Origin of the sequence: Paenarthrobacter sp. AT5 (assembly GCF_032764245.1) — a bacterium.
Lineage (GTDB): Bacteria > Actinomycetota > Actinomycetes > Actinomycetales > Micrococcaceae > Arthrobacter > Arthrobacter ureafaciens.
Window position 1 is genome coordinate 1697256 of the sequence record NZ_CP136441.1, and the last position, 26652, is coordinate 1723907.

The 26652-nt window shown below is 63.4% G+C and carries 23 protein-coding genes; 22 read left to right on the forward strand and 1 reads right to left on the reverse strand.

What is annotated here, in order from left to right; all coding sequences use genetic code 11:
• Nucleotides 1-689 precede the first annotated feature (689 nt).
• The 21 genes from mraZ to dnaE all read left to right on the forward strand — a co-directional run bounded on the left by mraZ (nt 690) and on the right by dnaE (nt 25451).
• Nucleotides 690-1121 (forward strand): division/cell wall cluster transcriptional repressor MraZ, encoded by a 432-nt coding sequence (mraZ, locus tag RI444_RS07800; RefSeq protein WP_021473374.1) that lies wholly within the window; start codon nt 690-692, stop codon nt 1119-1121.
• Nucleotides 1122-1285: 164 nt separating this feature from the next.
• Nucleotides 1286-2284, forward strand: a complete 999-nt coding sequence (gene rsmH / locus RI444_RS07805; protein WP_193591586.1) for a 16S rRNA (cytosine(1402)-N(4))-methyltransferase RsmH — start codon at nt 1286-1288, stop codon at nt 2282-2284.
• Nucleotides 2281-2934: a hypothetical protein gene (locus RI444_RS07810; protein ID WP_062096110.1), complete on the forward strand. Its 654-nt coding sequence runs from the start codon at nt 2281-2283 to the stop codon at nt 2932-2934. Before rsmH ends, RI444_RS07810 begins: the two co-directional genes overlap by 4 nt.
• A gap of 41 nt (nt 2935-2975) precedes the next feature.
• Nucleotides 2976-4772, forward strand: coding sequence for a peptidoglycan D,D-transpeptidase FtsI family protein (locus RI444_RS07815; protein WP_207604867.1), 1797 nt, complete (start codon nt 2976-2978; stop codon nt 4770-4772).
• A 103-nt stretch (nt 4773-4875) separates the two neighbouring features.
• On the forward strand, nt 4876-6513 hold the full coding sequence (locus RI444_RS07820; RefSeq protein ID WP_062099117.1) for a UDP-N-acetylmuramoyl-L-alanyl-D-glutamate--2,6-diaminopimelate ligase: 1638 nt from the start codon (nt 4876-4878) through the stop codon (nt 6511-6513).
• Between the two features lie 6 nt (nt 6514-6519).
• Nucleotides 6520-8010: a UDP-N-acetylmuramoyl-tripeptide--D-alanyl-D-alanine ligase gene (locus RI444_RS07825; RefSeq protein ID WP_207604866.1), complete on the forward strand. Its 1491-nt coding sequence runs from the start codon at nt 6520-6522 to the stop codon at nt 8008-8010.
• The gene (mraY, locus tag RI444_RS07830; protein WP_069695348.1) at nt 8007-9116 is read left to right on the forward strand and encodes a phospho-N-acetylmuramoyl-pentapeptide-transferase; all 1110 of its coding nucleotides are present in this window, start codon (nt 8007-8009) and stop codon (nt 9114-9116) included. The genes RI444_RS07825 and mraY overlap by 4 nt, the downstream gene beginning before the upstream one ends.
• Nucleotides 9098-10669: a UDP-N-acetylmuramoyl-L-alanine--D-glutamate ligase gene (murD, locus tag RI444_RS07835; RefSeq protein WP_207604865.1), complete on the forward strand. Its 1572-nt coding sequence runs from the start codon at nt 9098-9100 to the stop codon at nt 10667-10669. Before mraY ends, murD begins: the two co-directional genes overlap by 19 nt.
• 2 nt (nt 10670-10671) lie before the next feature.
• Complete coding sequence (gene ftsW / locus RI444_RS07840; protein ID WP_021473366.1) at nt 10672-11997, forward strand: putative lipid II flippase FtsW; 1326 nt, start codon at nt 10672-10674, stop codon at nt 11995-11997.
• Nucleotides 11994-13112 (forward strand): undecaprenyldiphospho-muramoylpentapeptide beta-N-acetylglucosaminyltransferase, encoded by a 1119-nt coding sequence (gene murG, locus RI444_RS07845; protein WP_207604864.1) that lies wholly within the window; start codon nt 11994-11996, stop codon nt 13110-13112. The genes ftsW and murG overlap by 4 nt, the downstream gene beginning before the upstream one ends.
• Nucleotides 13109-14497: a UDP-N-acetylmuramate--L-alanine ligase gene (gene murC, locus RI444_RS07850; protein WP_207604863.1), complete on the forward strand. Its 1389-nt coding sequence runs from the start codon at nt 13109-13111 to the stop codon at nt 14495-14497. Before murG ends, murC begins: the two co-directional genes overlap by 4 nt.
• Nucleotides 14490-15461, forward strand: a complete 972-nt coding sequence (locus RI444_RS07855) for an FtsQ-type POTRA domain-containing protein (RefSeq protein ID WP_207604862.1) — start codon at nt 14490-14492, stop codon at nt 15459-15461. The genes murC and RI444_RS07855 overlap by 8 nt, the downstream gene beginning before the upstream one ends.
• Before the next feature lie 213 nt (nt 15462-15674).
• Nucleotides 15675-16895 (forward strand): cell division protein FtsZ, encoded by a 1221-nt coding sequence (ftsZ, locus tag RI444_RS07860; RefSeq protein WP_031216808.1) that lies wholly within the window; start codon nt 15675-15677, stop codon nt 16893-16895.
• A gap of 25 nt (nt 16896-16920) precedes the next feature.
• Nucleotides 16921-17640: a polyphenol oxidase family protein gene (locus tag RI444_RS07865; RefSeq protein WP_207604861.1), complete on the forward strand. Its 720-nt coding sequence runs from the start codon at nt 16921-16923 to the stop codon at nt 17638-17640.
• Nucleotides 17633-18382, forward strand: coding sequence for a YggS family pyridoxal phosphate-dependent enzyme (locus tag RI444_RS07870; protein WP_021473360.1), 750 nt, complete (start codon nt 17633-17635; stop codon nt 18380-18382). Before RI444_RS07865 ends, RI444_RS07870 begins: the two co-directional genes overlap by 8 nt.
• 85 nt (nt 18383-18467) lie before the next feature.
• Nucleotides 18468-19001, forward strand: a complete 534-nt coding sequence (locus tag RI444_RS07875) for a cell division protein SepF (protein WP_021473359.1) — start codon at nt 18468-18470, stop codon at nt 18999-19001.
• Nucleotides 19002-19108: 107 nt separating this feature from the next.
• Nucleotides 19109-19396 carry a YggT family protein gene (locus tag RI444_RS07880; protein WP_021473358.1) on the forward strand — a complete coding sequence of 96 codons (288 nt, stop codon included), beginning with the start codon at nt 19109-19111 and terminating at the stop codon, nt 19394-19396.
• A gap of 148 nt (nt 19397-19544) precedes the next feature.
• Complete coding sequence (locus RI444_RS07885) at nt 19545-20231, forward strand: DivIVA domain-containing protein (RefSeq protein ID WP_021473357.1); 687 nt, start codon at nt 19545-19547, stop codon at nt 20229-20231.
• A gap of 96 nt (nt 20232-20327) precedes the next feature.
• A complete protein-coding gene (gene lspA / locus RI444_RS07890; protein WP_021473356.1) occupies nt 20328-20918 on the forward strand; it encodes a signal peptidase II in 591 nt (196 codons plus the stop codon).
• The gene (locus RI444_RS07895; RefSeq protein WP_207604860.1) at nt 20911-21837 is read left to right on the forward strand and encodes an RluA family pseudouridine synthase; all 927 of its coding nucleotides are present in this window, start codon (nt 20911-20913) and stop codon (nt 21835-21837) included. The genes lspA and RI444_RS07895 overlap by 8 nt, the downstream gene beginning before the upstream one ends.
• A gap of 56 nt (nt 21838-21893) precedes the next feature.
• Nucleotides 21894-25451 carry a DNA polymerase III subunit alpha gene (dnaE, locus tag RI444_RS07900; RefSeq protein WP_062096138.1) on the forward strand — a complete coding sequence of 1186 codons (3558 nt, stop codon included), beginning with the start codon at nt 21894-21896 and terminating at the stop codon, nt 25449-25451.
• Between the two features lie 39 nt (nt 25452-25490).
• On the opposite strand, the gene RI444_RS07905 is transcribed toward dnaE, so the two are convergent.
• A complete protein-coding gene (locus RI444_RS07905; RefSeq protein ID WP_207605929.1) occupies nt 25491-25949 on the reverse strand; it encodes a flavin reductase family protein in 459 nt (152 codons plus the stop codon).
• Between the two features lie 152 nt (nt 25950-26101).
• Between RI444_RS07905 and RI444_RS07910 the strand changes: the two genes are divergently transcribed.
• Entirely contained in the window at nt 26102-26650 is a 549-nt protein-coding gene (locus RI444_RS07910; RefSeq protein ID WP_242703104.1) for a hypothetical protein, read from the forward strand.
• The last annotated feature ends 2 nt before the right edge of the window (nt 26651-26652 follow it).

The window sequence follows — 26652 nt, forward strand, 5'->3', positions numbered from 1 at the left end:
GCGCTGATGGATGCTGCCTGACAGCCTCCTCCAAGCCGACTTGCTTCCGGGCGACTTGTTCAGTCTGCGTGGCCAGCCAGCATTTTCAGTGAGCTTGTTCAGTCAGCCCCTCTTGAGTCAGCGACCTGCCGGTCCTTGATTCTTTTCTTATGAGTCCTCGATTGATGCGGGGCGCCCTGGAGTTGTGGAGCGCCCAACATCCTGGAATCACAGCTTTGTTGAATCCGAGCATTCCCGAAGCCGATCATTGCCGGGCCCGTTGCGGGTCCTTTTTCTGTTTAACGGACCGCTCTGTTTAGCGGACCGCCCCGTATAAACGCCCGCTCTGTTGAATGGCCCGCTCTGCGGTCCAGGCCCGCAGCCCGGTCCTGTGGCCCGCGGCGCCCTCCACTTCCATCCTCGGGGACGTTCTTACTCCACTTGTCCCCACTGCGGCCCCGGCCAGGGCGGCATGCGCTTGGTTCTGCGCTGCTCCCGCCCCGGACAACGCGCCCGGGGCGGGACTGAGCCTCCACCTCGCCCCATCGCCGGGAATTCCGCGTCACGGCGCCGCTCTGGAAACCCAAAGTGGTGGAGAAACGCGTCCATCTACGTTGACTGTGGTGCTTTGTGGAGTAAAGTGGAGCACATAAGAGGGTAATGGCATAGCAGGGTATGAGCGGGCACCTTAGTTGAGGGGCGGTGGGCCGGTGTTTCTTGGCACCCATTCGCCGCGTCTCGATGAGAAGGGCCGGATCATACTTCCCGCCAAGTTCCGTGAGGAGCTTGCGGCGGGCCTGGTCCTCACACGGGGGCAGGAGCGATGCATTTACGTCTTCAGTCAGAAGGAATTCGAACGCATTCACGAATCCATGCGGGAGGCACCGCTGTCCTCCAAGCAGGCTCGTGATTACATTCGGGTCTTTCTGTCCGGGGCCTCTGACGAAGTACCTGACAAGCAGGGGCGCGTGACGATTCCGCCGGCGCTTCGGGCATACGCAGGGCTTGGCCGCGAGCTGGCTGTTATTGGAGCCGGTACCCGGGCCGAGATCTGGGACGCCGAGGCTTGGAATGAGTACCTCGCCGAGAAGGAAGCTGCCTTCTCAGAAACGGATGACGACCATCTTCCGGGCTTCTTCTAGCCGGTAGGGGGAGTCCTCCTGTTCTTGGATGGGATCTCCAGCCGCCCATCGTTCTGCTTTCCTGGCTCAACTTCCCCGGAGCCAGGCCGGCGGGACGGTAGGCGCGGATGGGGATCCGATCCAAGAAAGACGCAAGCAGGGCTAGTGAGGAAAGAGGAGGCAGCGTGGAGGAGCAGGACGCGGCGAAGCCGACATCGGAACGCCACGTGCCCGTCTTGAAGGACCGCTGCATCAATCTCTTGGCTCCCGGTTTTGAAGCCGCACGGAAACGCGGGGAAACGCCGGTAGTCATCGATGCCACGCTTGGCATGGGCGGCCATTCCGAAGCCATGCTGCAGCGCTTCGGGGATCTGCATCTGGTGGGAATCGATCGCGACGAAGAGGCCTTGGCGCTTGCCGGTGCGCGACTTGAACCCTTCAGCGCACGTACGGACCTGGTTCATGCCGTCTATGACGAGATAGCCGACGTCCTGGAGGATCTCGGCATTCCCGAAGTCCACGGCGTCCTCATGGACCTGGGTGTTTCCTCCCTGCAGCTTGACGAGCGGGAGCGGGGCTTCGCCTACTCCTACGATGCTCCGCTGGACATGCGCATGGACACTAGCCGGGGCCAGACAGCGGCAGACGTAGTCAATACGTACAGCGAAGAAGACCTGGTGCGCATTATCCGTAAGTGGGGCGAGGAGAAGTTCGCCGGAAGGATCGCCAACAGGATCGTTCGAGCCCGCGAACAGAAGCCGTTTGCGACCACCGGTGAGCTGGTCGAAGAGATCCGGGCCGTAGTCCCAGCTGCCGCTGCAAAGAGCGGTGGCCACCCAGCCAAGCGAACCTTCCAGGCCTTGCGCATTGAAGTCAACGAGGAACTGGATGTCCTGGAGCGGGCCGTTCCGGCAGCAGTTGCGGCAACGGCGTTGGGGGGCCGGGTCGTGGTGATGTCCTACCACTCCCTCGAAGACAAGATCGTGAAGTCCGTCTTCCAAGCAGGTTCCAAGTCTTCGGCTCCCTTGGGTTTCCCCGTTGAATTGGAAGAGCACAAGCCGGAACTCAAAACCCTTACCAAAGGCACTGAGGTGCCTACCCCAGCGGAAATTGCCGAGAACCCACGCGCGGCGTCTGCCCGGTTGCGGGCCGTGGAGCGCATCAAACCGAGGAGAGTCGTATGAGCACCGCCGCAGCTAAGACAATGCCCTCGGTTGTGGGCAACACGGCGCGCGTCCTTCCCGCGGGGAAGCCGGACACCGCCCGGAAGCCGCGCACGCCACTTTCCGTGGTGCGCAGTGCACCCGGCAAACGCCGCACGCCCGTGGTTGTTTTGTGCGTCCTGGCGTTGGCTGCGGCCCTGCTGACGGTACTGGTCCTCAATATCTCCGTGTCCACCGCGCAGTACCGCTTGGTGCAGCTTAAGGCCGAGGCGGCGACCCTCACCAAAGAGAACCAGGACCTGACACAGAAGAAGCAGAACTTCGAAGCTCCCCAGAACCTGGCTGCCAAGGCGGCAGAATTGGGAATGGTCCAGTCCACTGTCAAAGGCCAGATTGATGTGAACACCATGACGGTTACAGGCAAAGCCACTCCTGCGGTCAAGGGAGACAATCCCTCGGCCCTGATCGCACCCCCGGCGATCGCCGGCCAGCTTGATGTGGTTCCCTCCGTGACTACCAAGGAGCCGCTGGAGAACCTGAAACCGTCCGCGCCTGCGGCAAGCGCACCGGCAGCTACTCCGCCGGCCGCCTCAACGGCTCCGGCCGCGCCGTCTGCTGAGCTTCACGGCGGATCCGTACCGGCTCCGCAGCAGAAGGCGCCCGGCCAGTAACCAACCGTCCACCGATTCAACGCCAGCAGCAAGGAACCAACGTGGCGCATAACTCCGGCAAAACCAAGAAGACGAAAGTGCCGGTGGCCAGGAAGCGCCTCCGGGTTGGTTTGGGGATCATGCTGACCTTGCTGCTGGTGGTTGGCGGCAAGCTGTTCATGGTCCAGGGACTGGACATGGGCGGAATGGCAGAAGCTGCCCTGGCCAGCAGGCTCACGCCCCAGGTGCTCCCGGCCGAGCGCGGCAAGATCGTCGACGCGAACGGAACAGTCCTGGCGAGCAGCGTGATCCGTTACAACATCGTGGTGGATCAGGTCCTCAATACCGCTACCTCCGACTTCAAGCGGTATAACCAGGACACTGAGACCGTTGAGACGATCACCAGGGACCAGGGCATCTCGGAACTGGCTACCTTCCTGGGTTCCGACGTCGCGAAGGTGCGGGACTCACTGACCGGCGACAAGAAGTACGCCGTAGTGGCCAAAGACATCAAGCCGGAGCTCGAAGACCGCATCACCAAGCTTCGGATCCCGGGGGTCTCGGCAGAGGGCGTGAGCAAGCGGGTCTATCCCAACGGCAGCGTGGCCGGGGGGGTTGTTGGCTTCCTGCAGGATGGAACTACGGGCCAAGCCGGAATCGAGCAAACCCAGGACGAGATCCTGCGTGGCACCGAAGGCAAGCGTGTCTTCGAGATCGGCGCCGACGGCCTGCGGATCCCGGTCGCCACCGACGAGCTGACTCCGGCAGTGGACGGCAGCGACGTTAAGCTGACCCTCAACACCGACATCCAGTACTTTGCCCAGCAGGCAATCCAAAGCCAGGTCAACAAGCTCAACGCCGAATGGGGCGTCATTGTGGTGATGGACGCCAAGACCGGCAACCTGATCGCTTTGGCAGATACGAATGCCCCGGACCCCAACGATCCCGGGAAGGTCGATGCCAAAGACCGCGGCGTGCGGGCAGTGACTGCCGCTTACGAGCCCGGTTCGGTGGAGAAGATGATCACGGCGGCAGCGGTCATCGAAGAAGGCAAGTCCAGCCCCCTGGACCATTTCACTATCCCGTCGTCCTACACGATCGATGGCCAGACCTTCACTGATGCTTTCGAGCACGGGACCGAGGAACGCACGCTGGCCGGCATCCTGGGCTGGTCGATGAACACAGGCACCGTTATGGCCGGCAGCAGGTTGAGCAAGGAACAGCGCTATGACTGGCTGAGGAAGTTCGGCATCGGCGAGAAGACCGAGGTGGGCCTCCCGGCTGAAGCCACGGGCATCCTCGCAAAACCGGAGCAGTGGGACGACCGCCAGCAGTACACGGTGCTGTTCGGGCAAGGCGTTTCGCAGTCGACGCTGCAGACGGTGCGCGCCTACCAAAGCATCGCCAATGACGGCGTCATGCTCCAGCCGAGGCTCATTGACAGTTACATCGATCCCGACGGCGTGGAACAGAAGGTGCCGGCCAAGGATCCCCGGCAGGTGGTCTCCAAGGAAACGGCGCAGCAAGTGCGGGATATCCTCGAAAGCGCCGTGACCGAAGGGCAGATCAAGGACGCCGCGATCGACGGCTACCGGGTGGGGGCGAAGACGGGAACGTCCCAGGCTCCCCGTGAAGACGGGCTCCCTGGTTTTGACGGCTACACGGCATCGATGGTCGGAATGGCACCCATGGACGATCCCAGGTTCATTGTGGAAGTCGTCCTGCAGCGCCCGAAGGGAAGCATCTACGGCATCACCAACGGTCCCGTGTTCCGGTCCGTGATGTCCCAAGTGCTGCGGACCTATAACGTCCCGCCGTCCACCGGTACACCCGCGCGCTTGCCGCAGTTCGTCAAGTAAGCTTCTTGGGCGCCTGTTTCGGCCCAGGATCAGATCCCGCACCACCGAACGGGCGCCGCTGGCCCCCAGCCGGTCGTTCCACTGAGCACCATTGGAGAACCACGTGTCAGAGCACCATCAGGCAGATTCCAGCGCCACGACGCCCGACGACGGGGAGCCCGGGTTCCGGCCCCGGTCGGTAGCGGCCGTGCCGTTGTCGGAGATCGCCGAAGTGCTCGGCGTCACCGTTCCGGAGCAGGATTCGGGCGGGGGAGTGACGGGTATTTCTCTTAATTCCCGGGCTGTTGAGCCAGGGGACCTCTACATGGCGTTGCCGGGAGCCTCGCGCCACGGGGCCGACTTCGTGCCCCAGGCAGTGGAGTCCGGTGCCGTTGCGGTGGTGACGGACGACGCCGGTGCCCGCCAGCTTGCGTTGGCAGGCGAGCAGCCCGTTCCTGTCCTGATTGTCCAGGAGCCGCGTACCGCCGTCGGGCGATTGTCCGCCCTTATCTACCGGAGCCAGCCCGCAGAAGGTGGCCACCCCACCCTTTTCGGTGTCACCGGAACCAACGGAAAGACAACCACGACCTACTTCATCAATGCCTTGCTGCGTGCGCTCGGCAAGACGCCCGGCCTCATCGGGACGATCGAGATCCTTGCCGGCGGCGATCCCATCCCAAGCCTGCTCACGACGCCCGAATCCACCGATGTCCACGGCCTCTTGGCGCTCATGCGCGAAAGGGGCCTGGAGGCGGCGTCGATGGAGGTGTCATCCCACGCCATTTCGTACCATCGCGTTGACGGAGTGATGTTCGACGTCGCGGGTTTCACCAACCTCACGCAGGATCACCTGGATCTCCACGGTGACATGGAAGAGTATTTCCGGACCAAGGCCGAGTTGTTCACGGCAGCCCGTGCCCGGCAGGCCGTGGTGACGGTCGATGACGGGTGGGGCCGCCAACTGGCACGCATGGCGGACATTCCGGTCACCACGCTGTCCACCACCCCTGATGACGTGGAGGCGGACTGGCACGTTGCCTCGGTTGCTTCCCGAGGACTGGGGACGGAATTCGAGCTCGTGCACAAGGACGGCGGGTCGCTGCGCGTGCACACGGGCCTGCCCGGTGATTTCAACGTGGCCAACGCTGCTTTGGCGACTGCCATGGTGGCGGCTTCCGGTGTTGACCTTGAAGTGCTCCAAGCGGCACTTGACCAGCACGATCCCTTCACGGTTTCCGTGCCGGGCCGCATGCAGCTGATCTCCACTGCGCCCGCGGCAGTGGTGGATTTTGCTCACAACCCCGATGCCCTTGCCCGCGCGTTGAAGGCTGTCCGCTCAGCCGAAGAGGGTTCACGGGTCATTGTGGTCTTCGGAGCCACCGGGCAGCGGGACCAAGGCAAGCGGCCCACCATGGGAGCGATCGCCGCGCGACTCGCGGACGTAGTCATCATCACTGACGATGACCCCCACGACGAAGACGCAGCCGCCATCCGTGCGGATGTCCTCGCCGGGGCACGTGCCGCCGTTGAGAAAGAAGGACTGGACAGCGAAATTGTCGAGTCCCACCCCCGTGACGAAGCCATCAGGCTTGCTGTGGAACTGGCCACTTCCAAGGACACCATCCTTGTGGCCGGCCGTGGCCACGAAGTGTGGCAGGAGGTCAAGGGAGTCAATCTGGCACTGGACGACAGGGTGGAACTGCGGGCCGCCTTGACATCCAAGGGATTCAGCGTTTCAACGGACCAGCGGATAGAGTCCTAAACCGAGATGATTGCATTTACTGCGGCTGAAATCGCCGACATTACCCATGGCCGCCTGACCGGCAGCGGGGAGCTCGTGCCCGCCTCCGTCGTCACCGATTCGCGGGAAGCGACCCCCGGCGCGCTGTACGTGGCCAAGCCCGGCGAACACGCCGACGGCCACGACTTTGTTGCCGCTGCATTCGAACGTGGTGCCGTCTTGGCGCTGATCGAACGCGAAGTCGCCGATGCCGGCGGTACGCCGTATCCCGCCGTCGTCGTTGATGACGCAGTCCTGGCCATGGGCGAACTGGCTGCCGAGGCCGTACGCCGGATTCGGGCCAAGCGTGCCGGGCGGGGTGAAGACTTCACGGTGATCGGGATTACCGGTTCCGCGGGAAAGACCACCACCAAGGACCTCCTGGCGGGCATCTTGTCCCAGGCCGGACCTACGGTCGCGCCGCAGGGTTCCTACAACGGAGAGGTTGGCGTCCCGCTGACGGTCTTTGCCGCAACGGAAGACACCCGCTACCTGGTCATCGAGATGGGTGCGACGGGGATCGGTCACATCAAGTACCTCGCGGACATGGTCAAGCCGGACATCGGCGTGGTCCTGGTGGTCGGGACGGCGCATTCCGGTGAATTCGGCGGCGTCGAGAACATTGCCAAGGCCAAAGGCGAAATGGTGGAGGCGCTCGGCGAAGAGGGTACCGCTGTCATCAACCTCGACGACGGCAGGGTGGCCGCGATGCGGACCAGGACCAGGGCCAAGGTCCTTGGGTTTACGGCCTCCCCGGCAACGAACGAAGAAGTGGAAGCCCGCAACGTGGTGGTGAACGCCCAGGGCCACCCGGACTTTGACCTGGTATTGCCCGACGGCGGGCCCTCCGTTGCGGTCCACAGCAAGCTCATCGGCGGTCACCACGTGACCAACCTGCTGGCAGCAGCCTCAGCGGCTTTCGCGGCAGGCATCCCCGCACCGGACATCGCGGCCTCGCTGAGCTCCCAATCGGCAGCCAGCCGCTGGCGGATGGAACGGACCGAACGGCCGGACGGCGTCACCATCATCAACGACGCCTACAACGCCAATCCCGAGTCGATGCGGGCCGCTTTGCGGACCCTTGCCGACCTCGGACAGGGACGCCGCACGTGGGCCGTGCTCGGTGCCATGCTGGAACTCGGCGACGATTCAATCCGCGAGCACACGGCAGTGGGCACGCAGGTGGTCCGGCTCAACATCTCACGCCTGCTGGTGGTGGGCCGTGAAGCCCGTGCCATGTACGTATCCGCCATCCAAGAGGGCTCCTGGGGCGACGAGTGCCTATTCGCCGAGACGGTGGAAGAGGCCTATGAAATCCTGCAGAGCGAACTCCGGCCCGGCGACCTCGTCCTCTTCAAGTCCTCCAACGGTGTTGGGCTGCGGCATTTGGGCGATCGGATAGCATTACCCCCACGGGCCGAGCCCACCGGGGAAAGCGCGGCCAACGGCGCCGCAAGCGAAGGGAACGAGCTGCAGTGATTGCACTTTTGATCGGCGCAGGCGTCGCCCTCCTGGTGGCACTCATCGGGACCCCGTTGTTCATCCGGTTCCTGGTGGCCAAGAGCTACGGGCAATTCATCCGCGATGACGGACCGACATCGCACCACACCAAACGCGGCACGCCGACCATGGGCGGAACCGTGGTGGTGGCGGCCGTGCTGCTCAGCTACTTCGTGACCCACCTCATCATGTGGCTGATGAATCCGCGGTCGCCCGGGCCATCGGCGTCCGGCCTCCTTTTGTTGTTCCTCATGGTGGGTATGGGCTTTGTAGGCTTCCTCGATGACTACATCAAGATTTCGAACAAACGGAGCCTGGGCCTCAACGCCAAGGCCAAACTGATACTCCAAGCCGCCGTGGGCATCATCTTCGCTGTCCTGGTCCTTCAGTTCCCCAACGAAGACGGTCTGCGCCCTGCCTCCACGCAGATATCGCTGGTCCGCGACATCCCTTGGCTGGACCTCGCCTTCGGCGGGACCGTCCTGGGGGCAATCCTCTTTGTGCTGTGGTCCAACCTGATCATCACGGCAGCCACCAACGGCGTGAACCTCACGGACGGTTTGGACGGGCTCGCGGCCGGGGCATCCATCATGGTGTTCGGGGCCTATACGATCATGGGCATCTGGCAGAACAACCAAGCCTGCGGGTCCCCCAGGGAGGCGGGCAGCGGCTGCTACCAAGTGCGCGACCCCATGGACCTGGCGCTCCTCGCCGCAATACTGAGTGCGGCCTTGGTGGGCTTCCTGTGGTGGAACACATCTCCCGCCAAGATCTTCATGGGCGACACCGGTTCCCTGGCCATTGGCGGCGCCGTGGCAGCATTCGCGATCCTCTCCAGGACCGAACTGCTCCTGGCCTTCATCGGCGGCCTGTTCGTCCTCATCACCCTGTCCGTCATCATCCAGGTCGGCTTCTTCAAGCTGAGCGGCGGCAAGCGCGTCTTCAAGATGGCGCCGCTGCAGCACCACTTCGAACTCAAGGGCTGGGCCGAAGTGACTGTCGTTGTGCGGTTCTGGATCCTCGCCGGCCTGTTTGTCGCTGCCGGCCTTGGAATTTTCTACGCTGAATGGGTGGTGCTGCTGTGAACGCAAGCCCGGAAACAGTCTCCGACCGTCTTGAGGGGCTCACCAGTTGGGACTCCGACTGGAGCGGGCTCCGCGTCGTGGTCACCGGGATCGGCGTCTCCGGCTTTGCCGCCGCGGACACGCTCATCGAACTTGGGGCGAAGGTGGTGGTTGTGGACGCATCCACCACGGCCAAGGCACATGCCCAGGCCGACACCCTCAAGATCGTGGGTGCAGTTGATGTCCTCCTTGGGCAGGATGCCGTGAACAGCTTGCCGCTCATCGAAGGCGAAAAGCCCGAACTCGTTGTCACCTCGCCGGGGTGGCGTCCGGACCAGGCCCTGCTCGCGGCCGCCAAACGGAAGCACATTCCCGTGTGGGGTGACGTTGAACTGGCATGGCGTCTAAGAGTGCGCGAAGGCCGTAAGACGGCCGACTGGTTGGCCATCACCGGAACCAACGGCAAGACCACCACTGTGGGCATGACGGAATCCATGCTGCAAGCGGCCGGACTGAAAGCCATCGCCGTGGGCAACGTGGGCACACCCATCCTGGACGCCCTGCGTGACCCGGTGGATTACGACGCCTTCGCGGTGGAACTCTCCAGCTTCCAGCTTCACTGGAGCCATTCATTGTCTCCAGTGGCCAGCGTGTGCCTCAACGTTGCAGAGGACCACGTGGACTGGCATGGCTCCTATGAGTCGTACTTGGCGGACAAGGCCAAGGTGTACGAGAACACGCAGAAGGCGGCAATCTACAACGCCGAGCAGATCGAGACCGAACGCATGGTGGAAAACGCGGACGTCATCGAAGGCTGCCGCGCGGTCGCCTTCACCACCAACACCCCGGCCATCAGCATGGTGGGGATCGTGGACGGTTTGCTCGTGGACCGCGCCTTCATCGCCGAACGCAAGGATTCTGCGGCCGAGCTCGCCGCCCTGGCCGACCTCGGCCCGGTAGCGCCCCGGCACATGGTGGCCAATGCCTTGGCGGCCGCTGCCTTGGTCCGCGCCTACGGAGTGGAACCGGCAGCGGTGAAACAGGGCCTGGTCAACTTCCTTCCCGGTGAACACCGGATCCAGTTGGTTGCCAAGCAGAACGACGTGCTCTGGGTCAACGACTCCAAAGCCACCAATCCGCATGCGGCGTCCGCAGCCCTCTCCGCCTTCTCCAACGTCGTGTGGATCGCCGGCGGCCTCTCCAAAGGCGTCAACTATGACGACCTCGTCAAGGAGCATGCCCACCGGCTCAAGGCGGTTGTCCTGATCGGTGCGGACACCGGTGCCCTGGAAGGTTCGCTGCGGCGACACGCGCCCGATGTCCCCGTGATCCTCCAGCCCAAGGGTGAAACTGAGGAAGTGGAGACCGCAGTTGCCTCACCAATTTTCGGTGAGACCATCATGGCCCAGGCCGTAGCTTCGGCCGCCGATGTGGCAGCCCCGGGCGACACCGTCCTCATGGCACCGGCCGCGGCCTCCATGGATCAGTTCTCTTCCTACGCTCACCGTGGCGACGCTTTCATCCAGGCAGTCCGCGAGCTCGTGGAAGGGCAGGCACAGACCACCGAGGAGTAGCAATGGTCAGCACGCCCACGCGTAGCCGCGGCAAAGAGCCCGACGCCGGTGACTCCGGTTCCCAGCGGACCAGCGTCCAGCGGACCAAGGCCAAGCAGCCGGTCCGGCTTCGCGGACACGTGAGGAAGTTTTGGGAAGCGCTGGAAGGCCGCAGCAAGGCGCCCAACAGTTCCACCTACTACCTCATCCTCGGGTGTGCCATGGCGCTGACAGCCATCGGCGTCATGATGGTGCTGTCGGCCTCGAGCGTCGAAGCGATCTCCGAGGGCAAGTCACCGTATGCGGACGCCCTCAAGCAGGCAGCTTTCGGCGTCATGGGCCTCATCGCCATGTACGTCATCTCGCGGACAAACGTGAACTGGATGAAACGGCTGTCCTGGTGGGGCTTTGGCATCGTCGTTGTCCTGCTGGTACTGGTGCAGGTCATCGGCAACAGCGTCAACGGCAACCGGAACTGGGTGGACATAGGCGGCATCACCATCCAGCCCTCCGAGATCGCGAAGCTGGCCTTGTGCGTGTGGATCGCTGCCGTGCTCGCGCGGAAGGAAAAGTACCTCACCAGCTGGTGGCATGTGATTATCCCCGTCATCCCGGGAGCGGGCCTCGTCATTGTGCTGGTCATGCTCGGCAACGACCTCGGAACGGTCATTGTGATTGCGGCGATCATGGTGGCTGCATTGTATTTTGCCGGTGTTCCGGCCCGCATGCTGGCCATCGTCGGCCTCATCGGCGCCGCCGGGGCAACAGCGGGAACCCTCAGCAGCGCCAACCGGATTTGCCGGATCACGTCGTGGCTCGGTAATCCTTCGGCCACCTGCACCGAACAGTTCGACTTCGACTTCCAGTCAACCAACGGCATGTACGGCCTGGCGCAGGGGAGTTGGACGGGTTTGGGGCTCGGGCAAAGCCGGCAGAAATACAACTGGCTGCCGGAAGCACACAATGACTTCATCTTCGCCATCATCGGCGAGGAGCTGGGCTTGGTTGGCACCCTTGTGGTGTTGGTCCTGTTCGCAATCCTCGGTATTGCCATTTTCCGGGTTGTGGTCCGCCAAACGGATCCGTTCCAGCGCACGCTGGCCGGCGGCATCATGGTGTGGTTGCTCGGCCAGGCCAGCATGAATATGGGTGTTGTCACCCAGCTTCTGCCCGTGATCGGCGTCCCGCTGCCCTTCATCTCCTATGGCGGTTCAGCCCTGGTGATGTCACTGTGCGGCGTCGGCGTAGTGTTGTCTCTGGCCCGGGGACAACTGCCCCCGCAGCAACGCCCCGGATTCATTCCCGGTCGATCTCCCAAAGCCGCACGAAAGCGTACCCGCACTTCATGACTGCAGATTCACACCAAGCCATCACGCCGTTGTCAGTTGTCCTGGCAGGCGGCGGTACGGCAGGCCATATCAGCCCGCTGCTCGCGATCGCCGACGCGATCCGCTCACAGCGTCCCGACGCCGCCATCCTGGCCGTCGGCACGCCGTGGGGCATGGAAACCAGGCTGATACCGGCGGCCGGCTATGAACTGGCCACCATCGACCGGGTGCCTTTCCCTCGACGTCCCTCCATGGACCTGGTGCGGTTGCCCGGACGGCTCTCGGCAGCCGTCAAACAGGCCGGGCGTATCCTCGATGATGCCGCAGCAGATGTGCTGGTAGGCGTGGGCGGGTACGTCTGCACGCCCATGTACCTCGCCGCCCGCAAGCGCCGGATCCCCATCGTGATCCATGAGGCGAACCTGAAAGCCGGGCTGGCCAACCGTGTGGGCGCCCGGTTCAGCAGGCACGTCGCCGTCGCCTTCGAGGGAACCAGGTTACCCGGTGCCCGCCACGTTGGCATGCCCATGCGCAAAGCCATTTCCAGTCTGGACCGGACGTCCGCGGCGCACGCCGCCAAGACTGCCCTTGGCCTGGACCCGGACCGCCCCGCGTTGATTGTGACCGGGGGATCCTCCGGCGCTGCCAGCATCAACCGCTCCGTTGCTGCGGCGCTGCCTGCCCTCGCCGCTGCGGGGATCCAGACGCTGCACATCACCGGCGTGGGCAAGGCTGTCATGGATGACGACGGCGGGCTCCTCGCCGGAGACGGCTACCGCCAGGTGGAGTACGTCGACGGCATGGAGACCGTCTATGCCGCCGCCGACGTGCTCCTCGCCCGGGCCGGAGCTGCCACGGTCAGCGAGATTGCAGCAGTAGGCGTGCCCGCGGTGTTTGTTCCCTTGCCGATCGGCAACGGGGAGCAGGCCTTGAACGCCGCAGCCTTGGTCAAGGCTGGGGGTGCGTTGCTCATTGCGGACAAGGACCTGACTCCGCAGTGGCTGGAGAGCGAGCTCATTCCGCTCCTGTCCAATCCGCAGCGCCTCAACGCCATGGCACGGGCAGCTGGAAGCCTTGGTATCCGAAACGCCGATCAGCGGATGGCTGATCTTGTCCTGGAAGCGGTATCCGCATGACCCACACTCCTGTGTCCCTCGAATCGCCCGGGTCCCTTCAGTCCTTGGGCCGCGTGCATTTCATTGGCATTGGCGGCGTTGGCATGTCAGCCGTCGCCCGCATCATGGTCTCGCGGGGTGTCCCTGTCAGCGGAAGCGATGCCAAGGACCTGCCGGTGATGCATGACCTTGCCAAGGCAGGGGCTGGAATCAGCGTCGGATATGACGCCTCGAACCTGGGGGACGCCCAGACCGTCGTCGCGGGATCGGCCATCAGGGAAGACAATCCTGAGCTCGCCGCCGCGCGTGCACAAGGCCTTCCCGTACTGCACCGTTCCCAGGCTTTGGCTGCGACCATGGCCGGTCACCGGGTGGTCACCGTGGCAGGCACCCACGGCAAGTCGACCACCACCTCCATGGTTGCCGTGCTGCTCAAGGAGGCGGGCCTTGATCCCACGTTCGCCATTGGGGCGAACGTCCCTGCGCTCGGTGTGAATGCAGCGAACGGGTCCTCGGACATCTTCGTGGCGGAAGCTGATGAGTCCGATGGGTCGTTCCTGAACTACCGTCCGTTGATCGCGGTGGTGACCAACGTCGAGGCCGACCACCTGGACCATTACGGGACGGCCGAAGCCGTTTTTGCCTCCTTCGACAGTTTTGCCGCGCTCCTCCCCGCGGACGGCGTCCTTTTGGCGTGTGCCGACGACGCCGGTGCGCGCGCGCTTGCCGGGCGCACCGCCGCGAAGGGAACCACGAGGGTGCTGACGTATGGAACAGCCGACGACGCCGACATCCGGCTCTCCGACGACGGTCCCGGACGCGTTTCGGTCACCGTGAACGGGGCCAATCATGGCCTGGACCTGCAGGTGCCGGGCCGGCACAACGCGTTGAACGCGGCCGCTGCCTTCGGCGTGGCTCTTGAACTGGGCGTTGATCCGGAGGTGGCCGCTGCAGCCCTGGGCCATTTCACCGGCGCCTCCCGGCGTTTCGAACTCAAGGGCCAGGCCAGGGGAGTGCGGGTCTATGACGATTACGCCCACCATCCCACGGAGGTCAGGGCTGCGCTCTCAGCGGCCAGGTCCGTGGCAGGGCAGAACAAAGTCCATGTCCTGTTCCAGCCGCACCTTTTCTCCAGGACGTGCGAATTCGCAGCTGAGTTTGCCGAGGCACTCGATCTTGCGGACACCGCCCTGGTCCTGGATATCTACCCGGCGCGGGAGGATCCCATCCCCGGGGTTACCAGCGCCCTGATCGCTGACAAGCTCTCCAAGGGGCGCCTGGTGAGCCAGGAGGAAGCAGTGGCCGCAGTTGCCGGTGTTGCCGGGGAGGGCGACGTTGTCCTGACTGTAGGGGCCGGAGATGTCACCGCTTACGGGCCGTTGATCGTGGAGCAGCTGGATGGCTAGCACCCGGAAGCCGACATTCAAGCCTGCGAATGACACTGCGAAGGGCGCCGCGCGGCCTTCAACCGACCCGGACCCGCGGAGCAATGCGGCACCGGGCGATGTCATCAGCGCAGAGCGGATTGTGGAACCCGGGCAAGTTCCTGGCAGGAAAGGGGCCGGTTCCAAGCTTGCTGCTGCAAAGGCAGCAGCAGCCAGGAAGCCCAAAACGGGGCGACCCCCGGCCGGGCAGTCCGCTCCCGACGACAACGTCATTGCTTTTCCGGAGCCGAAGCGTCACAGGACCCGCCGCTACATCCTTTGGACGGCGGCGGTGACCACTGCCGTGGTGGCGGCCATTATTGCGGGCGCCGTTTTTTCGCCCGCCCTTGCGGTACGGGCCATCACCGTTGACGGGACCAAGCTGCTCACCGTGGATGCGGTGCAGGAGGCCTTAGCGCCTATGGAGGGCAAGCCGCTTCCCCAAGTGACGGAGCAGGACGTCAATGACCTGCTCAAGCCCCTCGTGCAGGTGCGGTCGGCCACCATCGAGGCCCGTCCGCCGTCGGAACTCCTGGTCCACGTGGAGGAGCGCGTGCCGGTAGCCCTGCTTAAGCAGGCCGATTCTTTTGTCATGGTGGACGTCGATGGTGTGCAGCTCGGAGCCACCGCGGATCAGTCGGCGGTAGCTCTGCCGCTCATCGATGCGGGAGCCGGCGCGGGCAACACGCAGCTCTTCAAGGCCATCGCTGCCGTGCTGGACACGTTGCCGGCTGATGTCCTGGCAAGAATGTCCGCTGCCTCGGCTGCTTCGCCGGACGCGGTGGAGCTAAAATTGGTGGACGGAAAGACGGTAGTGTGGGGCAATGCCGAGGACCGGGAACTGAAGGCGAAAGCACTTGAGGCGTTGCTGAAAATGCCCGCTGATCCGAAGGTTCCCGTGAACGTCTACGACGTGAGCGTTCCACGGCATCCATTCACCAAATAGCTGTTTCATAAGTAACCTGCCGCTGACGGGGCCGCGGTTGAAACTCATTCAGGCGACACGCGCAAGCGGTCATTGCATGAGGGAACCAGAGGAAATACCGTCGCAGTAGAGTTACTTGACATAACTATAACCTTCAACTAGAGGGTTAAGGTCCAAGGATTCAAGTTGGACTCGATCGGTTTCGCAATAGGACACAAGCAAGGGGCACGAAACGTGGCAGCACCGCAGAATTACTTGGCCGTCATCAAGGTCGTCGGCATCGGCGGCGGTGGCGTGAACGCAGTCAACCGGATGATTGAAGTCGGCCTCCGCGGAGTCGAGTTCATTGCCATCAACACTGACGCGCAGGCGCTGCTCATGAGCGATGCCGACGTCAAGCTCGACGTCGGACGTGAGCTCACCAGGGGACTCGGCGCCGGCGCCAACCCCGAGGTAGGCAAGCAGGCCGCCGAAGACCATGCCGATGAGATCGAGGAAGTGCTCCGCGGCGCCGACATGGTGTTCGTCACCGCCGGTGAGGGTGGTGGTACCGGTACAGGCGGTGCGCCCGTCGTTGCACGCATCGCCCGCTCGCTTGGCGCCCTGACCATCGGTGTCGTCACCCGCCCCTTCACGTTCGAAGGCCGTCGCCGTGCAGGTTCGGCTGAAGCCGGAATCGACGCCCTGCGCGACGAAGTCGACACACTGATCGTCATTCCCAACGACCGGCTGCTGTCCATCAGCGATCGCAACGTCTCTGTCCTTGACGCCTTCCGTTCCGCTGACCAGGTGCTTCTCTCCGGTGTCCAGGGAATCACCGACCTGATTACCACCCCCGGCTTGATCAACCTCGACTTCGCCGACGTCAAGTCGGTCATGCAGGGTGCGGGCTCGGCACTGATGGGCATCGGCTCCGCCCGTGGCGAAGACCGCGCCGTCAAAGCCGCAGAGCTCGCCATTGCGTCGCCGCTGCTGGAGGCATCCATCGACGGTGCACACGGCGTCCTCCTGTCCATCCAGGGCGGTTCGGACCTCGGCCTGTTCGAGATCAACGAGGCCGCCCGCCTGGTCCAGGAAGTCGCCCACCCCGAAGCCAACATCATCTTCGGTGCCGTGATCGATGACGCCCTGGGCGACGAAGCCCGCGTCACCGTGATCGCTGCCGGCTTCGACGACGTCAAGGCCACCTCGCCGTCCATGGACCAGTCACGTCCGGCCCAGAACCCGGTCCCGGCCGAGCGTCCCGCGGCACCCGCATCCGCCCCCGCCAGCGCACCTGCACCGCAGCACGCCACGGCAGGAATCGGTGCAGCCGGGCTGAGCAACTGGGGCCAGCAGCGTCCCGCTGCCCTGCCGGCCGATTCGGGTTTCGACGTTGACCTGCCGGCCGTCGTGGAGCCGGACCTTTCGGGTAACCGTTCGGACGACCTCGACGTTCCTGATTTCCTGAAGTAAGCCGAGGCGGAGGACCCAGTAGCCGGTGTTTTCATGGCGCAGTGAAGTGCGGCCAGGCATCTCCGTAGCGTTCACTGACATGCGCGCAGGTAATCTGGCGCTGCACGTCGGGGACGACCCCCGGCAGGTGGATGAACGGCGCCGAGACGTCGAATCCACCGTTGGTTTGGGGGATGCCCGGTTCCAGTACATGAACCAGGTGCATGGCAACGACGTTGCCGTCATCTCCCGTTACGGGCCCGGGCCGACGGCGGATGCCATGGTCTCGACCTCGACCTCGACCTCGGGCGCGGGATCGGCGCAGCCCCTCGCTGTCATGGTGGCCGACTGCGTTCCCATTGTCCTGGTTGGCGAGACCGCGGCAGGGCAGCCCGTTCTTGCGGTGGCGCATGCCGGACGTCCCGGTGTGGCATCGGGAGTCGTTCCCGCTACGGTGGCTGGGATGCGCAGGCTCGGGGCGCTCACCATCAGCGCGTGGCTTGGCCCGTCGATCTGCGGGCGCTGCTATGAGGTGCCCGCCGAGATGCGGGCGGGCGTTGCCGCCGTCGTGCCGGCCACGGCATCGGAGACCTCGTGGGGGAGCCCGGCGCTGGATCTTCCAGCCGGCGTCCGCTCGCAACTCGCGGATGGCGGTGTGCAGGTGGAGTATTCGGGCGGATGCACGCTGGAGGACGAGGGACTGTTTTCCTACCGGCGCGATCCGGGGACCGGTCGATTCGCAGGATTGGTGTGGACCCATGACTAACCAGGAGCACGGCGTTCCGGCGGACCCTGCGGACCCCCGTTCCGCCCAGCTCGCGGCCCGCTTGGCGGAAGTGGACCGGCGCATAGCCGACGCAACCACGGCTGCGGGTCGTTCAAGCAAGCCGAACTTGATCGTTGTCACCAAGTTCCACCCTGCGGCAGATGTCGTCAGGCTGGCTGCCCTCGGTGTGCGGGACGTCGGCGAGAACCGCGACCAAGAGGCTGCCGCGAAGGCGGCCGAGGTTGGCGATCCGCGGGTCCGCTGGCACTTCATCGGGCAGCTCCAGAGCAATAAGGCAAAGTCCGTGGTCAAGTACGCATCGTCGGTGCAGTCGGTTGACCGGATCCAGTTGGTGGATGCCCTTGGCAAAGCCGTGGCCCGCCACATGGATACCTCCGGGCGTGCGGGGCTAGACTGCTTCATTCAGGTGAGCTTGGAAGACGACGCCGGTGACCACCGTGGCGGAGCCCGCCCGGCCGATGTGATGAGCCTTGCGGACCGGATCGAGGGGCAGGCCGGCTTGCGGCTGGCCGGCCTCATGGCGGTTGCTCCACTGGGCGGCGATCCCGGGTCGGCCTTCGAAAAACTGGCAGGGATCTCGGAGGCACTCAGGTTGGTGCACCCCGGAGCAACCGCGATTTCCGCAGGAATGAGCCAGGACCTTGAAGCAGCGATTAAGTTCGGGGCGACACACCTGAGAATCGGCTCCGATATTCTCGGTTCACGTCCGGCCGTGGGGTAGCGTCAAAGTATTGGAATGACGGGCCGGGGTTCCAACACGTCAAGTCATGGCGGCCCGCCTACTGCAGAAACGATAGGAGTGCACCATGGCTGGCGCTCTGCGCAAGACAATGATCTATCTTGGGCTCGCCGACGGCGATGAACACTACGAATCTGAGCAGGCTGTCGCGCCCCACGAAGAAGAACGCCCCCAGTCGCAGGAACGGGAAGAGCGGCGCGCTCCTGCACCCGTCCGGGAAGTTGTCCGTGAAATGCCCACTGTTGACGCCGAAGAGGAATACCGCGCACCCGTGACCCCCATCAAGCGTGCGGCCTCGAGCCGCGAAGACGCCTCTGGCCTGAGGCAAATTACTACCGTCCACCCACGGTCCTACAATGACGCCAAGCTCATCGGCGAAAGTTTCCGGGACGGTATTCCGGTCATCATGAACGTCACGGATATGGGCGAAGCTGATGCCAAACGCCTCGTGGACTTTTCTGCCGGGCTGGTCTTCGGCCTCCACGGCAGCATTGAGCGCGTGACCAACAAGGTCTTCCTGCTGTCGCCGTCGTACGTAGAGGTCATCGGGGACGACAAAAAAGCCAGCGAATCGCAGGCCAGCTTCTTCAACCAGAGCTGAGCACTTCCCTTTTGCGGATGCCAGGCGGGCCGACCCGCCTGGCATCTGTGTTGCAATAGTAGGGACCGATCGGTATTCCGAAACAAGTGGGAGATCTGAGCTAACTCGTGGGCATTGTTTTCGGCCTTATTTATATAGTGTTGTTGCTGTTCTTCGTGGCTCTGATCATCAGGTTGGTCTACGAATGGGTGCAGATGTTCGCCCGCCAGTGGCGGCCCCGGGGTGTGGCGTTGGTAACAGCCCACGTGGTGTACTCGCTTACCGATCCGCCCCTCAAGGCTTTGCGGAGGCTGATCCCGCCTCTGCGGCTGGGCGGCATTTCGCTGGATTTGGGTTTCATAATCCTTTTCATCGCTGTCTACATAGGCATGTCGGTGACTGGCGGCTTGGCATAGCTTCCTGCGGTGCTGCTCCGGATGGGCAGCCGCAAATTCTCCAAATCAACACGATGGTGTTGAATTAGAGGAACCAGACGATATTTAGGTACCGTAGTTTTGGACGGCCGGAAGGCCTACTGACTAACTAGACCAACGAGGTGACCAGATGGCTTTGACGCCAGAAGACGTTGTCAACAAGCGCTTTCAGCCGACCAAGTTCCGCGAAGGCTACGACCAGGACGAGGTGGATGACTTCCTCGACGAGATCGTGGTGGAACTGCGCCGTCTGAACCAGGAGAATGACGAACTTCGCAAGAAGCTCGGCGAGGCCGGTTCCGCCGTGCCCGCGGCAACTGCTGCTGCTCCTGTGGTCGAAAAGGTCCCCGCGCCGGTCAAGGTGGACAAGGAAGCTGAAGCCAAGGCAGAAGCCGAGGCCAAGGCTGCTGAAGCTGCCAAGAAGAAGGAAGCCGAGCAGGCAGCTGCCGCGAAGGCGCCTGCTGCAAGCAACACCTTGCCGCCGTCCGCCGAGTCCGCAGCAGGCCTGCTGGCCATGGCCCAGCAGATGCACGACAAGCACGTTGCTGACGGTGCACAGCAGAAGGAAAAGATCATCGCGGAAGCGCAGATCGAGGCCTCGAGCCTGGTCAACGACGCGCAGGAGAAGTCCCGGAAGATCCTCGGGGCCCTCGAGCAGCAGCGCTCCGTCCTCGAGCGCAAGGTGGAGCAGCTCCGCGGCTTCGAGCGTGACTACCGTTCACGCCTCAAGGCGTACATCGAAGGCCAGCTCCGCGACCTCGACGCCCGCGGCTCCGTTGCCGCTCCTGAGGTTGGCGAAGCAACAGCTGACGTTTAGCAAGTATTCTGAAAGCCGGTGGCTGAGGACTCCTCGGCCGCCGGCTTTTGCTGTTAAAGCCCTCCCGCTCCATCACGGTTCACGAATGAAAGCCTTATGACCGACGACCTCACCGACGGCGCATCGCAGCCGGCCCGCACTGCCCAACGCAAGTGGCGTCCCGCCATGATCTGGCTCTTCGCGGGTTTCGCGGTATTTGCCTACGTCTTCGACCAACTGACCAAACTCTGGGTGACCAGCACCATGGTTGAGGGTGAAAGGATTCCGGTCCTTCCTCCGTTGCTGCACTGGTACTACATCCGCAACTCCGGCGCGGCTTTTTCCATTGGTGAGAATGTGACCTGGATTTTCACCATCGTCATGGCCGCCGTATCGGTGGCGATCCTGTTCCAACTGCGGAAACTTGGCTCAGCATGGTGGGCGTTGTCCCTGGGCCTTTTGCTCGGCGGTGCCCTGGGCAACCTGACGGACAGGCTGTTCCGTGAACCGTCGTTTGCCATGGGGCACGTGGTGGATTTCATTCAGCTGCCGAACTTCGCCATCTTCAATATTGCCGATTCCGCAGTGGTATCGGGCGTTGTCATCATCTGCCTGCTGACGTTGCGGGGCATCGGCATGGACGGGAAGCGCCACGTCCCCGCTTCGAAGCACCCGAAGGAATCAACAGAGGGGCAACCCGGTGAGTGAGTCCGTTGTAGTCCCCGAGGATTTGGCGGGTGCGCGGGCCGACGCCGGACTTGCCAAGCTGCTGGATATCTCCAGGTCTGCCGCGGCCCTGTTGCTGGCCGAGGGAAATGTGACCAGCAGCGGAGCGGTATTGGGCAAATCAGCGAAACTCGTTGCGGGCGCCGTTTTGAGCGTGACGGTTCCGGAGCGCCTGGACCCCTTGGAAGTGGTGGAGGAAGTTGTGGAGGGCCTGAAGATCCTGTTGGATGACGAGGATTTCGTCGTCATCGACAAGCCGGTCGGCGTGGCTGCACACCCGTCGCCGGGTTGGGTGGGTCCTACGGTTGTGGGCGGCCTTGCGGGCGCCGGGTACCGTATCTCGACCTCCGGCGCGCCTGAACGTGCCGGCATAGTCCACAGGCTCGACGTCGGAACCTCCGGAGTGATGGTGGTGGCAAAGACGGAGCATGCCTACACGGTTTTGAAGAAGGCCTTCAAGGAGCGCACGGTGGACAAGGTCTACCATGCCGTGGTCCAAGGCCTTCCGGATCCCCTGGAGGGAACCATCGATGCCCCGATTGGACGCCACCCGGGCCACGATTGGCGGTTCGCCGTGATCGAAGACGGCCGCCCTTCGGTGACCCATTACGAAGTCCTTGAGGCGTTTGGCAAGGCAACGCTGGTGGAGGTCCACCTGGAGACAGGGCGCACCCATCAGATCCGTGTGCACTTCTCGGCATTGCGCCACCCGTGTGCTGGAGATCTCACCTACGGCGCGGACCCCCGCCTGGCAGCGGATCTTGGGTTGACCCGGCAGTGGCTGCACGCCCGTCAGCTCGGGTTCAACCACCCGCGCACAGGGGAGTGGGTAGAGGTCACCAGCGAATACCCGGCAGACCTGCAGTACGCCCTTGATTTGCTGGCCAGTGGAGAAGCGTAGTCGTTGACGCGGCCTGCCGTCCGGGTTCTGTCCGACCCGGACGGTAGACTATCGGGGTGAGTTCCAGCAATGATTCGTTCGTCCATCTGCACACCCACACCGAGTACTCCATGCTGGATGGAGCTGCGCGCCTCGGCGAGCTCTTCGACGAGACAGAGCGCCTGGGCATGCCTGCACTGGCCACGACGGACCACGGTTATCTCTTCGGTGCCTTCGACTTCTGGCGGAAAGCCACGGATAAGGGCATCAAACCCATCATCGGCGTTGAAGCCTATGTGACTCCCGGAACCGCCCGCGGTGACAAGGAACGCGTACGTTGGGGTGATGAGAGCCAGCGCAAGGATGACGTCTCCGGTGGTGGTTCGTACACGCACATGACGTTGTTGAGCTACAACAACGTGGGCATGCGCAACCTGTTCCGGGCCTCCTCCATCGCCTCGCTGGATTCGGTCTTCGGCAAATGGCCCCGCCTCGACCGGGAGTTGCTCAACACCTACTCGGAGGGTTTGATCGCCACCACAGGGTGCCCCTCCGGCGAAGTCCAGACCCGTTTGCGGCTGGGCCAGTACAGGGAGGCCCTGGAAGCAGCTGCGGAATTCCGCGATATTTTTGGCGCCGAGAACTATTTCTGCGAGCTGATGGACCACGGGCTGGACATCGAACGCCGCGTTACCGGTGACCTCCTGCGCCTGGCCAAGGAACTGAACCTCCCGCTCGTGGCGACCAACGACCTCCACTACACGCACGAGCACGACGCCAAGGCCCACGAAGCACTCCTGGCGATCCAGTCCGGCTCCACGCTCCTGGAACCCACGTATGACAACGGCGGCTCGCGGTTCGCTTTTTCCGGCAGCGGCTACTACCTCAAGTCCCCCCAGGAGATGCGGGAACTCTTCCGCGACCATCCCGAGGCCTGCGACAACACCCTCCTCATCGCTGAGCGTTGCGAGGTTTCGTTCAACACCAACGCGAACTACATGCCCCGGTTCCCCTGCCCGCCGGGCGAGGACGAGACGTCCTGGCTGGTCAAGGAAGTGGACAAGGGACTGGCCTACCGCTACCCCCAAGGCGTGCCGGACAAGGTCCGGAAGCAGGCGGATTACGAGCTCGAGGTCATTACCTCCATGGGCTTCCCGGGCTACTTCCTGGTGGTGGCCGACTTCATCAACTGGGCCAAGAACAACGGCATCCGGGTCGGCCCGGGCCGTGGTTCCGGCGCAGGCTCCATGGTGGCCTATGCCATGCGTATCACCGACCTCGATCCGCTGCAGCATGGCTTGATCTTTGAGCGGTTCCTGAACCCGGACCGCGTCTCCATGCCCGACTTTGACGTCGACTTCGACGATCGCCGCCGCTCCGAAGTCATCGATTACGTCACCCGGAAGTACGGGGATGAGCGTGTAGCGATGATCGTTACTTACGGCACCATCAAGACCAAGCAGGCGTTGAAGGACTCCTCGCGCGTCCTTGGCTACCCGTTCAGCATGGGTGAACAGCTGACCAAGGCACTTCCGCCGGCCGTCATGGCCAAGGACATCCCGCTGGCAGACATCCAGAACCCCGAGGCCAAGCGCTACAGCGAGGCCGGCGATTTCCGCCAGCTCATTGCCACCGACCCCGAAGCCGCCAAGGTTTTCGAAACTGCACTGGGCATCGAAGGGTTGAAGAGGCAGTGGGGCGTCCACGCCGCGGGCGTCATCATGTCCTCGGACCCGATCATCGACGTCATCCCGATCATGCGCCGTTTCCAGGACGGCCAGGTCATCACGCAGTTCGACTATCCCACGTCCGAAGGCCTCGGCCTGATCAAGATGGACTTCCTGGGCCTGCGGAACCTGACGATCATTTCCGATGCCCTCGAGAACATCAAGATGAACCGGGGCGTCGACCTCGACCTTGAAAACCTGGCATTGGATGACGCGGCTTCCTATGAGCTGCTGGCGCGCGGCGACACCCTGGGCGTTTTCCAGCTCGACGGCGGACCCATGCGGTCGCTGCTCAAGCTCATGAAGCCGGATAACTTCGAAGACATTTCCGCCGTCCTGGCGCTATACCGTCCCGGTCCGATGGGTGCTAACGCCCACACGGACTATGCCCTGCGCAAAAACGGGATTCAGGAAGTTATTCCGATCCACCCTGAACTTGCCGAGCCGCTGGAAGATATCCTCGGTGGAACCTTCGGCCTGATTGTGTATCAGGAACAGGTCATGGCCGTGGCGCAGAAACTTGCGGGATACTCGTTGGGCCAAGCCGACATCCTGCGCCGCGCCATGGGTAAGAAGAAGAAATCGGAACTGGACAAGCAGTTCGCAGGCTTCTCCCAGGGCATGCAGGACAACGGGTACTCCATGGACGCGGTCAAGACGCTGTGGGACATCCTGCTGCCGTTCTCCGACTACGCCTTCAACAAGGCCCACTCAGCCGCGTATGGCGTCATTTCCTATTGGACTGCCTACCTCAAGGCCCACTACGCCCCCGAGTACATGGCTGCCCTCCTCACCTCGGTGGGTGATGACAAGGACAAATCAGCCATCTACCTCAATGAGTGCCGGCGCATGGGCATCACCGTGCTGCCGCCGGACGTCAACGAGTCGTCGCTGAACTTCACCCCTGTGGGGAATGACATCCGCTTCGGCATGGGCGCCATCCGCAACGTCGGCGTGAACGTCGTCGAGGCGATGGTTTCCGCCCGTGCCACGGAAGGGGCCTACACCTCCTTCAAGGACTTCCTCATGAAGGTTCCGGCCATCGTGTGCAACAAGCGCACGATTGAGTCGCTGATCAAGGCCGGCGCGTTCGACTCTCTGGGCCACCATCGCCGGGCCTTGGCGATGATCCACGAAGAAGCCATCGACTCCGTCATTACTTTGAAGCGCAATGAAGCGATCGGCCAGTTCGATCTTTTCGCCGGGTTCGAGGACCAAGAGCCGGAAGCCTCGCTGACCACTGAAATTCCCGACCTTCCGGAATGGGAAAAGAAGGACAAGCTCTCCTTCGAGAGGGACATGCTGGGGCTCTATGTCTCAGACCACCCACTGCAGGGTCTCGAAGGTGTGCTCAGCCAGCACGCGGAACAGTCCATCACGTCGATCATCGCCGAGGACGGACCGCACGACGGCGCGATCGTCACTATCGCGGGCATGATCACCTCCTTGAGCCGCCGTATCGCTAAAGCGAGCGGCAACGCCTACGCCCGCGCCGAGATCGAGGACCTTGGCGGTTCAATGGAAGTCATGTTCTTCGGACAGGTCTATGGTCCGATCGCATCGGTACTGGCCGAGGACTTGATCGTTGTGGTCAAGGGCAGGCTGCAGCGCCGCGATGACGGAGCGGTGACGCTCAATTGCATGGAACTGTCTGTCCCGGACCTCAGTGAGAGCGTCAATGGTCCAGTGGTGATCACGATTCCCACGTTCAAGGCAACCGAGGCGGTGGTGACGGACCTGCGCGACGTCCTGCGCACGCACCGCGGCAATTCCGAGGTGCGGCTCAAACTGATGGGTGACACCAAAGTGGAAGTCATGGGCTTACCGGTGCATATGAGGGTGAACCCCAGCCCGTCGTTGTTCGGGGATCTCAAGGTGTTGCTGGGACCGGCCTGCCTGGACAATTGAGTCCTGCAGCGCCGGACAGCGCTAAAGCCCAGGCCAGTGCTAAATCTCGTAGTCCAGAGGCGCAGGCTTGCTGTAACTGCCGCTGTGGTAGAGCAGGGGAGTGCCGCCTTCGCCTACCTGTCCGTCGACCACTTCCACCACTACTACTGCGTTGTTCTCGAAGGACAGCCGCATCTGGATTTTTCCGACGAGCCAGCCTGTGACGTCCTTCAGAATGGGAACCTCGTAGGGGCCGGGTTCCCAGTGGTCGCCCTCGAAGCGGTCACGGGTACGGGCAAAGCGATCGGCGAGGGCCTGGTTCTCGAGACCCAGCATGTGGACCCCGATGTAGGTGGCGTTTGCCACTGCGGGCCATGAGCTGGAGCTTCGGGCCATGTTGAAAGTGAACCGCGGAGGCTCAGCTGACAGGGAGGCCACCGACGTCGCGGTGAAGCCGAACGGCTTTCCGTTCAAGTTGGCGGTGATGATCGCCACCCCGGCCGCATGGCGCCGGAACATTTCCCTGAAGGTCTGCTCGAAGCCGGGTACTGCATTTGCCACGGTGGTCTGTCTCCTGGGTCAGCGGGGTCTCTCCCTTCAGGGTATGCCTGGCAGCGCCGTCCATCCGCATTTGTGTTGAGCGGGGGTGAACGTTTGTTAATGTGAAGTCCATGACCGAGCCCACTCCGCCCCTCATTGCCGCAACCCGGGACACCGGCCCGTCCACCCCGCCCGTGCGCACGGACCGTTTCCGCAAGGACATCGCATGGGTGGCCGCTCCATTGGCGGCCGGAGTGATTGCCGGTTTCCTGTGGTGGTTGCTGGCCCCGGGAGGAGGAAACGTGCTGTCCGGAAATCCCGAACTGGCCAATCCTTCAAACCCTGACTCGTGGTTGCCGCGGGATCTGACCCTGGCTGCCCTCATGGTGCTGGCCGGTTGCATCATCGGCCTGACGTTGGACGGCAGGCTTGACGGACCGGGAGCCGGGAGGCGGTTCGGATTCGCCTTGGGCGGAGGAGCAGCAGGCGCTTTGGCCGCGTGGGGAGTCGGGCTCCTGACCGGGCTGCTGTGGGGTCCCGCGCCGGAGCCTGGATTGGGGCCGGAATACGGCTTCACGCTGCGATCCTATGCTGCGCTCTTGCTGTGGCCGGCCGCCACGGCCTTCGTGACGTTCGCCCTGGCGCTGTTCGGGGTTCTTTCCCGGAAGCCCGTAAAATAGCT

What these genes read in the sequence shown, in the direction of transcription:
- murG (WP_207604864.1), top strand. Translation starts at nt 11,994, where the DNA reads ATGACTGCAGATTCACACCAAGCCATCACGCCGTTGTCAGTTGTCCTG.
- lspA (WP_021473356.1), top strand. Translation starts at nt 20,328, where the DNA reads ATGACCGACGACCTCACCGACGGCGCATCGCAGCCGGCCCGCACTGCC.
- ftsW (WP_021473366.1), top strand. Translation starts at nt 10,672, where the DNA reads ATGGTCAGCACGCCCACGCGTAGCCGCGGCAAAGAGCCCGACGCCGGT.
- RI444_RS07810 (WP_062096110.1), top strand. Translation starts at nt 2,281, where the DNA reads ATGAGCACCGCCGCAGCTAAGACAATGCCCTCGGTTGTGGGCAACACG.
- RI444_RS07870 (WP_021473360.1), top strand. Translation starts at nt 17,633, where the DNA reads ATGACTAACCAGGAGCACGGCGTTCCGGCGGACCCTGCGGACCCCCGT.
- RI444_RS07855 (WP_207604862.1), top strand. Translation starts at nt 14,490, where the DNA reads ATGGCTAGCACCCGGAAGCCGACATTCAAGCCTGCGAATGACACTGCG.
- RI444_RS07825 (WP_207604866.1), top strand. Translation starts at nt 6,520, where the DNA reads ATGATTGCATTTACTGCGGCTGAAATCGCCGACATTACCCATGGCCGC.
- RI444_RS07910 (WP_242703104.1), top strand. Translation starts at nt 26,102, where the DNA reads ATGACCGAGCCCACTCCGCCCCTCATTGCCGCAACCCGGGACACCGGC.
- murC (WP_207604863.1), top strand. Translation starts at nt 13,109, where the DNA reads ATGACCCACACTCCTGTGTCCCTCGAATCGCCCGGGTCCCTTCAGTCC.
- RI444_RS07905 (WP_207605929.1), bottom strand. Translation starts at nt 25,949, where the DNA reads ATGTTCCGGCGCCATGCGGCCGGGGTGGCGATCATCACCGCCAACTTG.
- RI444_RS07885 (WP_021473357.1), top strand. Translation starts at nt 19,545, where the DNA reads ATGGCTTTGACGCCAGAAGACGTTGTCAACAAGCGCTTTCAGCCGACC.
- RI444_RS07875 (WP_021473359.1), top strand. Translation starts at nt 18,468, where the DNA reads ATGGCTGGCGCTCTGCGCAAGACAATGATCTATCTTGGGCTCGCCGAC.
- murD (WP_207604865.1), top strand. Translation starts at nt 9,098, where the DNA reads ATGGGTGGTGCTGCTGTGAACGCAAGCCCGGAAACAGTCTCCGACCGT.